This is a genomic window from Paraflavitalea devenefica, from assembly GCF_011759375.1.
GTDB classification, from domain to species: Bacteria; Bacteroidota; Bacteroidia; order Chitinophagales; family Chitinophagaceae; genus Paraflavitalea; species Paraflavitalea devenefica.
This window is the reverse complement of sequence record NZ_JAARML010000003.1, coordinates 547,663-561,022: the sequence shown is the minus strand read 5'-3', so window position 1 is coordinate 561,022 and position 13,360 is coordinate 547,663. Positions and strand designations below refer to the sequence as shown.

Below are 13,360 nucleotides of genomic sequence, written 5' to 3'. Positions count from 1 at the left end.
GGTCGTCCCTTTTGTTTGTCTACCCCAACCCTTGGCAGGATCCCTGCGTCTTATTTGTAAACGATAAAACTTCCTGTATGAAATTCCGGTGCTTATTATTACTCCTGGTCCTTTGCCGGGGCGCTGCCCAATCGCAAGTGACCCCTGATACCCTGCTGATACATTTTGATTACAACCAGTCTTTGATCACGCCACGGTCGGCAATTACACTGGATAGTTTTTTACAGGCCAATCGGGCGGCCACCATCACACAGGTCACGCTCAAGGGGCATTGTGACTTCATAGGTTCCCATATATACAATGACTCCCTCTCGCAACAGCGGGTTAAAGCTGCCAAAGAATACCTGGGTGGCAAGGGCCTCCCTCCTTCCCTTTTCAGCCAGGAAGCAGCATTGGGAAAGCGCATGCCCCTCAACCCTGCGGCTACCGATGCAGCCCGGGCCATCAACCGGCGTGTAGAGCTTGTTTTTGTTAAACAGGTTATTGCACAGGCGCCGCCACCTGTCGAGGAACAGGCGCTGGAAGTTAAAAAACCTGCCCTCGCCACGCTCATTAATGATTCCGCCACCAAAGCAGGAAGTACACTGGTACTGCCTGATATGAACTTTGTGCCGGGGCGCCATTATCTTTTACAGGGATCTTACCCTATTCTGCAGGAGTTATTGAAGGCGATGCAGGACAATCCCAACCTGCAAATTGAGATCCATGGCCATATCTGTTGCTTATCGGGAGGAGATGGCCCTGACAGTGATCTTGGCACCAATAACCTGTCAGTAGAACGGGCCAAAGCTATTTACGACTACCTGGTAAATGCCGGTATTTCCCGGGCCCGTATGAGCTATCAAGGATTTGGCAGCAGCCGTAAATTATTCCCTGCAGAACGCACGCCCATGGAAATGTCCAAAAACAGGCGGGTGGAAATTAAAATAGTCAATAAGTAATACGCTATTAAAAACCTCCTTTGGCAAACTGTTCAATACCCCGGATCAATACATCGAGGTTTTTAGTAGTGGTATATACATTGGGCGTTACCCGCACTCCTTTAAGATTTTCATAATCTATCGTGGTGGTGTGTACTTTATAATTTGTCAACAGGAATGCTTCCAGTTCGGCAGGTTTCTTCCCCTCCACATTGACCAACCCGATGGCGCAGCCAAAACCAGGCTTCATGGAGGTGCCCAATTGTACTTTAGGAATGTCTTTTACCCGGCTCATCCAGTAGTTTTTCAGGTAGAACAGCCGTTGCGCTTTCCGTTCAGCGCCGATCATATCATAAAACTCGATGGCTTTCCCAATGGCCTGTTCAATGAAAAAGGGACGGGTCCCTGTTGCCTCAAACTTACGGATGTCCCCGCTTTTGGGATCGGCCGCCGCAAACAGCGGGTACAGGTTCTTGATCTTGTCTTTCTTAACATATAAAAGGCCGCTTCCAATACAGGCGCTCAGCCATTTATGCAGACTGGTGCCAAAATAATCAGCCCCCAGTGCTGGTAGGGTATAAGGGAAATGGGCAAAGCTGTGCGCCCCATCCACCACCACTTCAATGCCGCGCAGGTGTGCCGCATCGGCAATCTTCCGTACGGGCATGATCTGTCCGTTCCAGTTAATAACGTGGGTAAGGTGCACCACTTTGGTTTTGGCAGTAAATACTTTCGTGTAGGAGCTTACCAGGTAATCATTGTCTTCACTGGGCAGGTCCAGGTTCACCCATATTAGCTTGATGCCTTCCCGCAACTCCCGTTGTATCCAGGCATTCATCATATTGGGATAATCCTGTTTACACAGCACCACTTCATCGCCTGCTTTTAGGGGCAATCCGAAGATCACGGTTTCCAGGGCCTCTGAGGCATTGCGGTGGATAGCTATCTCTTCTGCTTCACAGCCTGCCAGGGCGGCCAGCTCCCTGCGCAGCGGTTCCCTGCCCTGGTCCAGTATACGCCACATATAATAGCTGGGCGCTTCATTGCTGAGGTCGTGAAAACGCTTCATGGCTTCCTGTACCGGTTTGGGAGAAGGCGCTACGCCTCCATTATTGAGGTTAATGAGCGAAGGTGATGCGGTATAACATTGCTGAATATAATACCAGAAGTCCTCATCACCGGCCAGTGCATCCGGGGGCATGCCGGCGGCCTGTTGCAAGGCATGATCAAGGCCACGGCTCCAGGCCGGCTGGGTAAGTGCCGTTAACAGACCAGTAGCGGAAAATAAGCCCGCTTTATGGAGAAAGGAGCGACGGGTAGAAGAATTTCTCATGTGCAGTGGGTTTAATGGGAAATTAAACAATAATTCCTGTCTGGGCAGACTGGTTTTGATTACCGGTAAAAGAAAGAATGTGAGGAGAATAGCTATTTTTTCTCAAAAACCATTTGGCGTAAATCGCCGGAAACCCTATTTTTGCACTCCCAATTGAGAAATTGGCAAGGCTGCCCGATAGTATAATGGTAGTACAACTGATTTTGGTTCAGTTTGTCTAGGTTCGAATCCTGGTCGGGCAACAAAGGCCTCGCACGAAAGTGCGGGGCTTTTTTGTTTGGCAGCGCCGCGAGCTCGCTCGCAGGCGCGAACAAACAAAAAAGCCCTGGCACGCGACAGCGTGCCTGGGGCCTTTGGGTAATGCAAATGCGGAGAGGATCACCGCAGGTAATCCAGGCCGGGCAACTCCCCCTCTCCCACTCACGCCTGGCGAATGACCTGACCAGATGCCATCCTGATAATACTTTCAGCAGGCTGAGGCGTAACGATAGGCAGCATGTCGGTGAAGCAGGGCCTGGAAATACCTGCCAGTAACTTATTACTGATCACCTGGCTTCTCCGGTAATGACTTGGCCTGACCTTGTACTTTTTATGAAACGCAGCGATAAAATTCGTGGCGTGCGCAAAACCGCAGCGGATGGCTATTTGCCGGATATTGTCGTCGGTGGTGCTCAGTAAATGGATGGCCCGCGTCAGGCGTTGGTTCTTAAGATAGCTATAAATAGACTCGCCATAGATCAACTTAAATCCTGCTTTCAGTTTGGACTCTTTTACTGCAAACCTGGCAGAGAGATCGGCAATGGTATGGTGTGCAGTAATATCTTCCAGGATCAGGTTCTTTACCTGCTCATACTTTGCCAGGTCCGCTGTTGTAATTTTTATAGATAACTTCATACCAGTTATTATTCAGGTGTTATCATTCCGTCTTTGTTAGATTTGTTACTATATACAGACTGGTTGGCAACCCGCCGGGTATATACGTACAAAGCATACCACTCCATAAACAAATGGTTGTATTTACACCTGTAACTTTTCCGCAGCTTTGCCTTGACTGCACTTTATTTCACGTCCCTACCGCAGAAATGGTAGCAGGTGTTTATCGTTCTGTTTTCCGTAAAGCGTGTGGATCATACTCCTTGAGCAGGAATATTGGTCCATGCAGGTTACCGGCATATTGCTATGAGTAACATACATACGCTTATCGTCTATGTAAGGTACTACAGGAATTGTATGCGATCGGAATTATCCTTGCTGCAATTGGCAGTATCGACCTATGCATCCTCCATTCCTGGATTGGCCGATTAAAATTCTTCTATTGACGGAAAAAATAACAAAACTGCCTAAATGCATTACTATTACTGCCTACATTGCTTAAGGAGATCCCATGCAATCATCAAAATCTTATTATATGCCAGCGTTCATCAAGATTTCACGTGTGGACCGGGAAAAATTCGAATGGGTGAGGAATCATATTCTGGAGGACCTGACTATCCATCATACGATCACTTGTTTATCTGCTAAGTCGAAGCTGAATAGCTTTAAGCTGAAAAACGGCTTTAAGTTGCTTTATGGGGAATCGCTCTACCTTTTTCTGCAAAATAAGCGGTTGAGCCAGGCTATACAGATGCTTTCCAATTCCGAGGAGTCTATTCAGTCCATTGCTGAGCAATGCGGTTATGGATATGCCACGAATTTCATTGCCGCCTTCAAGCGGAAATACAAAGTGAAGCCTACCGACTTCCGGAAGGTAAATCAGATCAATACCTTGCGGTTTTCTGCCAGTGTTAAAGCCTGTTACCCGGCTGAAGGTATCCAGCTACTGCCCAAACCCGCTATCTAACTGCTTTTTGAAATCAATATACTTCCCTTATTGCTTTGTCTATGAAATGGAGTGAAGAAGAGATGGACCGGGCGAAGCAGGCCGCCGTTATTATCAGCAGTTGTCTGCATATACATTACAATATTGACGAGCTATCGAAGAAAGTGAAGCTGCCAGTCAAAAAGCTCAAATCCATCTTCAAATATGTTTTTGGTGTGGGGATGTATACCTATTTAAAAGAAAAGAGAATGCAACGGGCGAAGGTCCTGATGCTGGAAGGGAAATCCATCAAACTGATCATCCCGGAGATTGGCTATGAAAGTGAAAGCAATTTTTGTAAGGCATTCCGGAAAACATTCCAGGAAACACCGGCTGGCTGGAAGAGAAAACAAGGGCAAAAAACAGGGTGAAAACAAAAACACCGGATGGAATATTTATTTGACGGATTGCATTATTTACACGAATTATCTTGCATACAGTTACGACAGAAACGCTACCTCAAACAGTACTTATTATTACAAACACTTTAACCCCAGCTTATATACCGGCCGTACTAAAATATTAAGAGGTTCAACAAGATTGACTTTGGTTGGTCAATGTACAAACGTTCGAAACTTACGGCTTTAAGTATTACCTAAATCCGGGAGGTTGGTTCCTGAGCATGGACGACAAATGTTTTTGTCGCCTTGTATTGGGAATAATGAGCTCAGCTTACGCTGACGGTCTCCAACACCCGGATCTTTTTCACCTTATTCTTTAACCGGTGCAGTCGCTCCGCCCACGTTATGCGTGGGCACATAACGCGCTGTGCCCGACTTTATCCTTATGCCTAAAAAAGCAATCATCATCGGCGCCGGGCCTGCGGGATTAACTGCTGCCTATGAACTATTGAAAAGAACCGATATTAAGCCTATAATAGTAGAAAAATGTAAGCAGGTTGGTGGCATTTCCAAGACTATAGATTATAAAGGAAACAAAATGGACTTCGGTCCGCACCGCTTTTTCTCCAAAAGCGACCGGGTGATGAACTGGTGGACCAACATCATGCCCTTGCATACGCCAAAAGGAGAAGACCTGACCATCAGCTACCAGAATAAATCACGCACCCTGGATACCGGTGATTTCCTGACCACAGCAGAAACGGACGGGAAACCGCCTGCCAAATCCATGCTGGTGATCCAACGGCTTACCCGGATCTACTTCCTGCGCCAGTTCTTTGCCTATCCGATACAATTGTCTATTGCTACGTTGGGACAACTGGGCATTATCACTACTATTAAAATTGTATGCTCCTATTTATATGCCCGGCTGTTTCCCCGTAAGCCGCAGAAGAGCCTGGAAGATTTCATGATCAATAAGTTTGGCAGTGTACTATATCATATTTTCTTCAAAGACTATACAGAGAAAGTATGGGGCATGGACTGCAATAAAATTTCTGCAGACTGGGGCGCCCAAAGAATTAAAGGGGTGTCGCTGAGTAAGGCGGTCATTCATGCCGCCAAAGCTTTAACCAAAAGAAAGAAGGGAGATATTCATCAGAAGGGCACAGAGACCAGTCTTATTGAGCAATTTTTATATCCGGCCACGGGCGCCGGCGCTATGTGGGAAGAGGTAGCCAGGCAGGTAGAAGTATTAGGTGGCAGGATCGTCTCTAATTATGACGTGAAGCATATCCATACCGATGGAGAAAAGATCACCGGTATAGAAGCGCTGAATACGCAAACCGGGGAGCTGGAATCCCTGGAAGGAGATTACTTTATCTCCACCATGCCCATCCAGGAACTTATAGCCGGCATACAGGGCGAGGTGCCCACAGAAGTAAAAGAAGTAGCTGAAGGTTTGATCTATCGGGATTTTGTGTATGCAGGTGTGCTGGTGAAGAAAATGACGATGGACACGCCCAAGGACAGTTGGATCTATATACAGGAGAAAGATGTGAAAGTGGCGCGGATGCAGGTGTATAATAACTGGGGGCCGTACATGGTAGCTGATCCTAATACGGTATGGTTAGGGCTGGAGTATTTCTGTACCAAGGGAGATGCCATCTGGAATAAGTCGGATGAAGAAATTAAAAAGCTAGCTGCAGAAGAACTGGTCAAAATGGACCTCATTCTTGCCGAAGACGTACTGGACAGCACTGTCAATAGAATGGAAAAAACGTATCCTGCATACTTTGGGACTTATGAACGGTTTGACGTGATTCGTAATTACCTGGATAGGTTCGCCAATCTTTTCCTGGTGGGCAGGAACGGGATGCATAAGTATAATAATACGGATCATAGTATGCTCACGGCGATGGTGGCGGTGGATAATATTGAAGCGGGTCGTATTACAAAAGAAAACTTGTGGGAAATAAATACAGAGCAGGAGTATCTCGAAGAAAAAAGTAGCCCTGACGATTATAGACGAGAGAATAATGAGGCAGAATTACTCACACCAAAAGAACATTTGTTAATGCATTTCATATTCAAAAATAAGGCAAACTTCGGATACCTTGTCGGAGGACTAGTTGCCACTATAGTTCAATTCATCATCTTCAAGTCAATATATCCTTTTGCTGATTATTCAAACGATTCATACAGCTACATAAATGCAGCACTACTTGACTCCTATACGCACATAAGGCCAATTGGCTACTCAAGATTCCTATCTCTATTTAGCGTACTATCGTCCTCAGACAATGCGTTGGTATTTTTTCAATATATTATAAACTATATTTCAAGTATCACCCTCTTTTTTTGCATTTCTTTCTATCTTAAGCCTGAAAACAAGGCTAAACGGCTTATTTTTTTATTCTTAACTTTCAATCCCATCTCGTTATATGCAGCAAATTATGTTGGCCCCGATTCCCTTTTCTCGTCCTTAACTTTACTTTGGATATGCCACTTACTTATCATTATTCAAAAAACAACTAAAGAAGATATTATAATTCACTGCTTAATACTTTTCCTACTTCTTACTTTCCGCTATGCGGCTTTGATATTCCCTATCATTACGACGCTTGCATTTATACTAACACAGCGTCCCGCCAGAACCAAATGGGCTATCGCCTTGTCGTCTTTGTTCACACTATTCGCATTTATTACAATTACCAGTTACGCTAATTATAAAAAGTACGGTGAATATCTCTTCTCCCCATTCGCAGGATGGCAGCTAAGCAATAATGTGATGCATATGTATACCAAAAGCACACCTCCGAAAATGGTCCCAAAACAATTTTTAGAATTACATAGACTGTCTAAGGAATACGCCCACGCCTTAGGAGTTGAAGCAGAAAATATTGTAAGTTCCAATTATATGTGGGATGACTCGGGAGCACTAAAAAGATACTGGTATCAGTCCATGACGACCACCAAAACAAAAGATTCCGTGAAAGCTTGGGTATCTGTCAGTAAGGACCTTAAAGCATTTGGTCAAAACCATATATTAAGTCATCCAGTCGCATTTCTTCAAAGCTTCGTTATACCAAACATGAAGGAATATCTATCACCCCCATTAGAGATTTTCCGCCAATATAACATGGGAGATACTCTAACAAAACCTATTGCTGCCTATTGGTTTGACTATACATCTCCAATAATACATTCCAAATATCCAAAACTGGGCTATAAACTTCTACTGCCCTTCAAAACATTGTTCTTGTTGCTTAACGTAATGTTATTATTAGCAATTGTCGGACTAACCCTACACAAGCGAAAAACAATACTTAACGAGATTGCCGCCAAGGCACTTTTAGTACTCATCCTGTTTTTGGTTGGCAACTTCGTTTTCAGCACATTCTCCGCACCCGTTGTAATGAGATACCAATTGTCATCTTTATCTGTATTATTTCTAACAGTGACACTATTGTTTGAAAGAGTTGTCGGATCCTTTCAAATCACCTCAGTGGTAGCAAAGATTTCAAATATCCAAACAAGCTAAAATAATATCACATGTTCTTCCGTCTGATTACAAAAGTTGTATCTTACTTTCTAATTCTACTGTTTTGCTATACGGGCTTCACCAAAATAGCCGACAATAAGACATTCGAACTCGAGATAAGCCAATCTCCATTTATCTCAGATTTTTCAGAGCCCTTATCAATCTTGATACCTTGGGGAGAAGTTTTAATATCATTACTACTTTTATTAAATAGCACTAGACTGTTAGGGCTATACGCATCTTTCTTTTTGATGACAATATTTACTGAATACGTATTTGTAATGCTCAAATATGCTCCAAACATACCTTGCTCATGCGGAGGAATCATTTCAAATTTATCCTGGAATCAACATTTATGGTTCAATACCGCAACAGTATTTCTGACAATATTTTCAATTTTACATGGGAGATGGTCAAAAAAGGGAGTGCAACACTTAAAAGCCAGCAGACCCTTAAGCGACAATATACTTCCGACCGCCAAAGTTCTACAACACATCTAACCATTGAACCTTATATTATGAAGCTATCCACACTTATAGCACCGGCAGATAACATAATATCACAGCTCTCACAGCATAAGTTAACATTCATATCACCATTGCTGCAGCACAGAATTAATGTAGATTGATCCACTACATTAAAATACAATTCTGTTCAATTATAGGATTCAGGACTAGCCGAACACCTGTAAACAAAGTAGGCCTATCGTTAATCTCTTAATTATTTTTTATGAAACAGTTTAAAATTATCCTCGCATCTTTGATTTTATTGACATTCGTAGGTGCCAGTGCCTTTAACAACAGCAAAATGAAAAAATTGGCAATCAACGACTATTACAAAGTGACTGTGGCTACTACATCCGTAACAACCACCACTCAAATTAACACAACTCCTTTAACCTCAACAGAGAGGGATGAATTCGACCTGGATACTCATTGTCCAACTCAATCGGCAAACCTTTGTATTGTTAAGCAAACCGGCGTTAGCACTTATTCACCAGTAGTACTTTTCGGAACTTACCAATAATTTGCCATCATAAATGGGAACAAAGGTTTTCTTTGTTCCCATCTTTCTTGAAAATCTTATCTATGAGACAGAGACTTTTAATACTTTCAACTGCATTTTTAATAGCAACAGCAATTGTCGCTGCATTAGCTTGGATGTCAACCAAGTCACTATATGCTAAAAATGGTTTTAACAGAACATTCACCTCAACATCCTTAGCATCAATTCATTCGTTTGCAAATCGGATAAAAGCTACAAGTGCAACAGTTATCGACTCAGGCAGGATTTTACTGTCAGGAAACGACAAGAGGTTGATTCAAATTTTTAATCCTGAAACTAAACAAATAGAAAATAAGGCCATCATGCTACCCGACTCGTTAACGGGTCTTGAACATAACATACTCACATATTCTCAAAATACATTGCAGATTATACTGCCGCAAAAGAACATTATCTTTACAATTAATCCCTCTGGCCAGATTGAAAACACATTAAAATTAGGTGATAAGACAGTTACAAGAGCAACAGCAATCTCTAGAAATTCATTCATCTTTAGAACACTTTCAAATAATAACGGAATTCTAGATCAAAATTTCACCAAAGCGGATCTTGTTGCAGATATATTCAAATCCGCCCAGATTACTGAACAAAGAAATGACGCGGGTATTTCTACAGATGGCAATCTTATATATGATCCGGAAACGGCGACAGTTATTTATACATATGCCTATAGAAACGGTTTTATTACCTCGGATACGACTTTGAGCAAGATTGATTCATTTTCAACCATTGATAACATAAAATCATATCAAATTGCGGCAGCGGGATTGAAAACATTTACAGGTAAACAATATACCAAAACGAAGCCAAGTAGGACTGTAAATGCAAATGCAGCAATCAGCAATGGAAAACTATACGTTAACTCCAAGATAATATCCAATAATACCGAAGTTCAACAATTTAAAGAAAATACAACAATTGATGTGTATTCCAGTAAATCAGGCAAATATCTAAATAGCTTTTTAATACGTAAAATAGAAGAAGAAGAGCTGATTTCATTTGCCGTTGTTCAGAATTATTTGTTAACAATGGACAAGAAACAAATTTCTCTTTATAGGATTTCAAATGATTAAGAAACACCACATAGAAACGGGGAGTATTGCTATTCAATCTTCCTTATTGAAAACTTTAGATAAATATAAACTTACTTGATCCATTAAAAGACCATGCGAAATAATCTCACCCTTTTCCCCAAGCAAGACCTTGTAACAATCCTTCTTGGTTTTGAAATATAAAGCTCCAAACGAAATAGTAGACTCACTACTACCCCAGTCCCCTTTTCTAACATCGCCCAAGTCAAGCCAAGGAAGAGTCGCATTTACGTCCCTTTCTAAGTATTTTCGGTCATTCGACCAAGCATCAAAACTCCAATAACGACCAATGGAGATGACTCGCAGTCCCTCATTATAATACTTGTCCTGTATTTCCTTGATTCTTTGGAACTCTTCTCTAACAGTCTCCTTGTAAGGCTTCCATAATAAAAGCAACGTCAATTTGGCATTGCTTTTTCCTATAAAAGAATATAAGCTGTCTTCACGCCTATCATCTGTGTACAATTTAAAGTTTGGAATCCTTTCACCAACTATTGGAGATTTCAATGAAAGAAACTTTATAAAATCTTTCTCCTCAAAGTACATAGCCAATTGTTTTCCCCAATAAATTGTCCACAAATGCCTATTGAGACCCGCATAAAGCTCTTTTCGCTTTTCATAAGGAATTGTCAAATCGAATTCAGACCATGGATGTATCAAAAACATACAATACGAGTTATTCGGATTCTGAATCACAAATTGCTGTGCAATTTGTGATAATTCGTTTTGAGAGGTGGTTGCAGATAATTGCTTATTTACGAATTTTAAAAATACATTTTTTGAATTCTGACTACCATCTCGCCTATCATCAATCACTGTAATATTCGGATGGGTCGAGTGACTGATTATTGAAACATCTTTAAATGTCCACGTGCCCGTAACTCTCAATTGACTTCCGGGATCTACCAACAAAAGAATGGCATTAGAACTTTCACGTTTAAACAATCTCAATGGAAAGCCAATTTCATCAGTTTTACCACTAAATTTGCATGTACCATTCTTGACAATTGATCCAGCGACAACGGCGTCATCAAGGTATCCCTTTAGATAAAAAGAATCATTATCATCGACCCCTTTAAGTCTTATCTCAACAGAATAGCTCTTGTCTTGACACTTGCCAGATGTTCCAACGATAGTAGAAAGAAAAAGACTTAACAAAATAAAAAAATGCATTTCATTTAGTTTAAATTATTGTTCAATGAAAAAGTGAATTAAATAAACAACAGCCCACAGCCGAGTAAACCACACCAACTGCAATTCAGTCAATGATCTGAAACAAAATGGCTCAGTACAAACGGCGGTTAGTCGTATGGATGCGTACGATTTTATAAGTGGCCAAAGATGCAAATTGAACGAGCCCTCCAGCAACTACTCGCCACAAACATCAAAAAAAGAGATGGCCACTACTTTGTATAACCAGTGCGACAGTCAAAGAATATCAGAAAAATTTGTCCAAAAAGCCGTTTGAAAGGCTGATGAAGACAAACAGATAAACGAGGCAGAGCTAGCAGCACTGCTTTATTACCAAACAGCTGAGGCAGCTTCATAAAGCGGATAAACGCCGGAAAGCTTTTGCTAGAAAAAGTAAATATTATAAAAAAGAACTATCAAGAACCGGAGTAACCGAGCAACGACTTCGAGAGAAGTACGGGTTGATTGCGTCAAATCTCCGGAAAGACTCAGCCAGCGTTTGTTTATGCTAATTGAATTCTGACAGAAACCGAAACATTTGGGTAATTGATGATCTTAAAAATTCAAAAAGCCTCTATTCACCTTTCCCATTACGTGCCTGTCTGTTATCGATAAGATCATCAATCTTAGAATTGTTCCGTCCCACCTGTCGAATCACTATAAGTTGCTGCTCTACCTGTTTTTTAACAAAAGATAGCTTATACCTATTGAGTGCTGCCTTCACGGCGTCGAAATCTCTTAAGTCGCAATTAAGGGATAGGGATATAGGTTCTTCAATTTCTGTATTATCAATTAAAATCCTATCAGGCTGGTATAATGAATTTAGGAGCTGAACAAACACAGATACTTTGTTCAAATTCATATTAAAGAAGTACCTATTGTGCTCCAAACTAGCATTTTCATTCTTCGATTGAACTAAAGCTGACCTATTACCAGTGCTTACTAACGAATAAACATCCACCTTTCGTTTCTCTAGTTTCCCTTCGATCCCGAAAAGTAAGCCAAAATAGTTATTTAGATCATTCAACATTATCTCATACTTTCTATTTCTTCCCCATGATGCCGGAGTAACTATTTCGTAGCAAAAAGTATAACGTTTCAACCATTCTCTGAAAACCACTTCATTGCCTTTATTTATTTTACTAAATAAATGGGAATTTAGTATATTCAAGCTGCTATCTTTCAATTCCCAAACTACTTTATCTCCTGCCATGAAGGCGATAGCCCCTTCACTTAACAAATTCTCAAAGGCCTTTACATAAAGGTTCCGAACATCAACATTTGAAACGGTAATTCTATTGTCATCACCTCCCCCGAAGAAACCGTTAAGGTAGTCTTCCTGGTAAGGAGTCATAATAGATCTAAAAACATCGCCGTTCAAATTGACCAAACTTATTTCTTCCTCCTTAGTTGACCTATTGACATGCTTAATAGCAGGAATAAAAAGTGGCGAATTGAAATAATCAATTGCAAGAATTCGCTTGGGGGAAATACTTTCAACCAATTGATTTTGCAAAGCTCTATCAATATTGGAAGCCGTAATCTGATCGGTTTGCGTCAGAGCTAGAATTTTCCCCTTTTTATTTACCCAAACATAGTGAGGAATTACAGAATGAGGGAATAATTTCATTAAGACAGTATCATTGACAACAGACGGGAAAGAAGTTCTGTTTATCGAATTTATCTTTCCCAGATGAAGAGCTACTTTTTTCCTACTTTCATAGCTGACAGGAAGAAATGCAATTTTACCTAAATAAGCCCTCTGAAGAGAATCTAATTTTTTAAATGACGAAATACAAGCACCACACCATGTAGCCCAAAAATCGAAAACTATAATCTCTTCATCAAAGTCCGAAAGCGTAATAAATGGCTGCTTATAATTAACGACTTCAAATTTTAAGTTAGGAAGTTCATCGCCCACCTTCATTTCTTTTTGTTGGGCCATCAAATTAGAAAATGGGATTTGAAGCACGATAATTAACAACAAACAACAACTCTTAATTAATATCATAAACTAAAT

At 41.3% G+C, this 13,360-nt stretch carries 11 protein-coding genes and 1 tRNA gene; 8 read left to right on the top strand and 4 right to left on the bottom strand.

All coding sequences use genetic code 11. The features are described 5' to 3' along the window. Nucleotides 1–77: 77 nt before the first annotated feature. On the top strand, nt 78–941 hold the full coding sequence (locus HB364_RS20630) for an OmpA family protein (protein WP_167290216.1): 864 nt from the start codon (nt 78–80) through the stop codon (nt 939–941). Nucleotides 942–948: 7 nt separating this feature from the next. Here HB364_RS20630 and HB364_RS20625 read toward each other — a convergent pair whose 3' ends face one another. Then, on the bottom strand, nt 949–2,253 hold the full coding sequence (locus tag HB364_RS20625; protein WP_167290215.1) for an aminotransferase class V-fold PLP-dependent enzyme: 1,305 nt from the start codon (nt 2,251–2,253) through the stop codon (nt 949–951). 171 nt (nt 2,254–2,424) lie between these two features. On the opposite strand from HB364_RS20625, the gene HB364_RS20620 reads away from it, so the two are divergent. After that, a tRNA-Gln gene (locus HB364_RS20620) sits at nt 2,425–2,495 on the top strand. Nucleotides 2,496–2,673: 178 nt separating this feature from the next. Here HB364_RS20620 and HB364_RS20615 read toward each other — a convergent pair. Next, nucleotides 2,674–3,147: a helix-turn-helix transcriptional regulator gene (locus HB364_RS20615; RefSeq protein ID WP_167290214.1), complete on the bottom strand. Its 474-nt coding sequence runs from the start codon at nt 3,145–3,147 to the stop codon at nt 2,674–2,676. A gap of 514 nt (nt 3,148–3,661) precedes the next feature. Here HB364_RS20615 and HB364_RS20610 point away from each other — a divergent pair. From HB364_RS20610 to HB364_RS20590, 6 genes are all read left to right on the top strand, one after another. Further along, nucleotides 3,662–4,093, top strand: a complete 432-nt coding sequence (locus tag HB364_RS20610; RefSeq protein WP_167290213.1) for a helix-turn-helix domain-containing protein — start codon at nt 3,662–3,664, stop codon at nt 4,091–4,093. Nucleotides 4,094–4,134: 41 nt separating this feature from the next. After that, on the top strand, nt 4,135–4,482 hold the full coding sequence (locus HB364_RS20605; protein WP_167290212.1) for a helix-turn-helix domain-containing protein: 348 nt from the start codon (nt 4,135–4,137) through the stop codon (nt 4,480–4,482). Between the two features lie 397 nt (nt 4,483–4,879). Beyond that, complete coding sequence (locus HB364_RS20600; RefSeq protein ID WP_317170717.1) at nt 4,880–7,993, top strand: NAD(P)/FAD-dependent oxidoreductase; 3,114 nt, start codon at nt 4,880–4,882, stop codon at nt 7,991–7,993. An 11-nt stretch (nt 7,994–8,004) separates the two neighbouring features. Next, on the top strand, nt 8,005–8,493 hold the full coding sequence (locus tag HB364_RS33670; RefSeq protein WP_394353241.1) for a MauE/DoxX family redox-associated membrane protein: 489 nt from the start codon (nt 8,005–8,007) through the stop codon (nt 8,491–8,493). Between the two features lie 229 nt (nt 8,494–8,722). Continuing rightward, the gene (locus HB364_RS20595; protein WP_167290211.1) at nt 8,723–9,019 is read left to right on the top strand and encodes a hypothetical protein; all 297 of its coding nucleotides are present in this window, start codon (nt 8,723–8,725) and stop codon (nt 9,017–9,019) included. Nucleotides 9,020–9,081: 62 nt separating this feature from the next. Next, complete coding sequence (locus HB364_RS20590) at nt 9,082–10,131, top strand: hypothetical protein (RefSeq protein WP_167290210.1); 1,050 nt, start codon at nt 9,082–9,084, stop codon at nt 10,129–10,131. A 33-nt stretch (nt 10,132–10,164) separates the two neighbouring features. On the opposite strand, the gene HB364_RS20585 is transcribed toward HB364_RS20590, so the two are convergent. Together HB364_RS20585 and HB364_RS20580 are read right to left on the bottom strand one after the other, a co-directional pair. Then, nucleotides 10,165–11,322, bottom strand: a complete 1,158-nt coding sequence (locus HB364_RS20585) for a DUF4369 domain-containing protein (protein ID WP_167290209.1) — start codon at nt 11,320–11,322, stop codon at nt 10,165–10,167. Nucleotides 11,323–11,914: 592 nt separating this feature from the next. Then, nucleotides 11,915–13,351 carry a redoxin family protein gene (locus tag HB364_RS20580; protein WP_167290208.1) on the bottom strand — a complete coding sequence of 479 codons (1,437 nt, stop codon included), beginning with the start codon at nt 13,349–13,351 and terminating at the stop codon, nt 11,915–11,917. Between the last annotated feature and the right edge of the window lie 9 nt (nt 13,352–13,360).

What these genes read in the sequence shown, in the direction of transcription:
- HB364_RS20630 (WP_167290216.1), top strand. Translation starts at nt 78, where the DNA reads ATGAAATTCCGGTGCTTATTATTACTCCTGGTCCTTTGCCGGGGCGCT.
- HB364_RS20625 (WP_167290215.1), bottom strand. Translation starts at nt 2,253, where the DNA reads ATGAGAAATTCTTCTACCCGTCGCTCCTTTCTCCATAAAGCGGGCTTA.
- HB364_RS20615 (WP_167290214.1), bottom strand. Translation starts at nt 3,147, where the DNA reads ATGAAGTTATCTATAAAAATTACAACAGCGGACCTGGCAAAGTATGAG.
- HB364_RS20610 (WP_167290213.1), top strand. Translation starts at nt 3,662, where the DNA reads ATGCCAGCGTTCATCAAGATTTCACGTGTGGACCGGGAAAAATTCGAA.
- HB364_RS20605 (WP_167290212.1), top strand. Translation starts at nt 4,135, where the DNA reads ATGAAATGGAGTGAAGAAGAGATGGACCGGGCGAAGCAGGCCGCCGTT.
- HB364_RS33670 (WP_394353241.1), top strand. Translation starts at nt 8,005, where the DNA reads ATGTTCTTCCGTCTGATTACAAAAGTTGTATCTTACTTTCTAATTCTA.
- HB364_RS20595 (WP_167290211.1), top strand. Translation starts at nt 8,723, where the DNA reads ATGAAACAGTTTAAAATTATCCTCGCATCTTTGATTTTATTGACATTC.
- HB364_RS20590 (WP_167290210.1), top strand. Translation starts at nt 9,082, where the DNA reads ATGAGACAGAGACTTTTAATACTTTCAACTGCATTTTTAATAGCAACA.
- HB364_RS20585 (WP_167290209.1), bottom strand. Translation starts at nt 11,322, where the DNA reads ATGCATTTTTTTATTTTGTTAAGTCTTTTTCTTTCTACTATCGTTGGA.
- HB364_RS20580 (WP_167290208.1), bottom strand. Translation starts at nt 13,351, where the DNA reads ATGATATTAATTAAGAGTTGTTGTTTGTTGTTAATTATCGTGCTTCAA.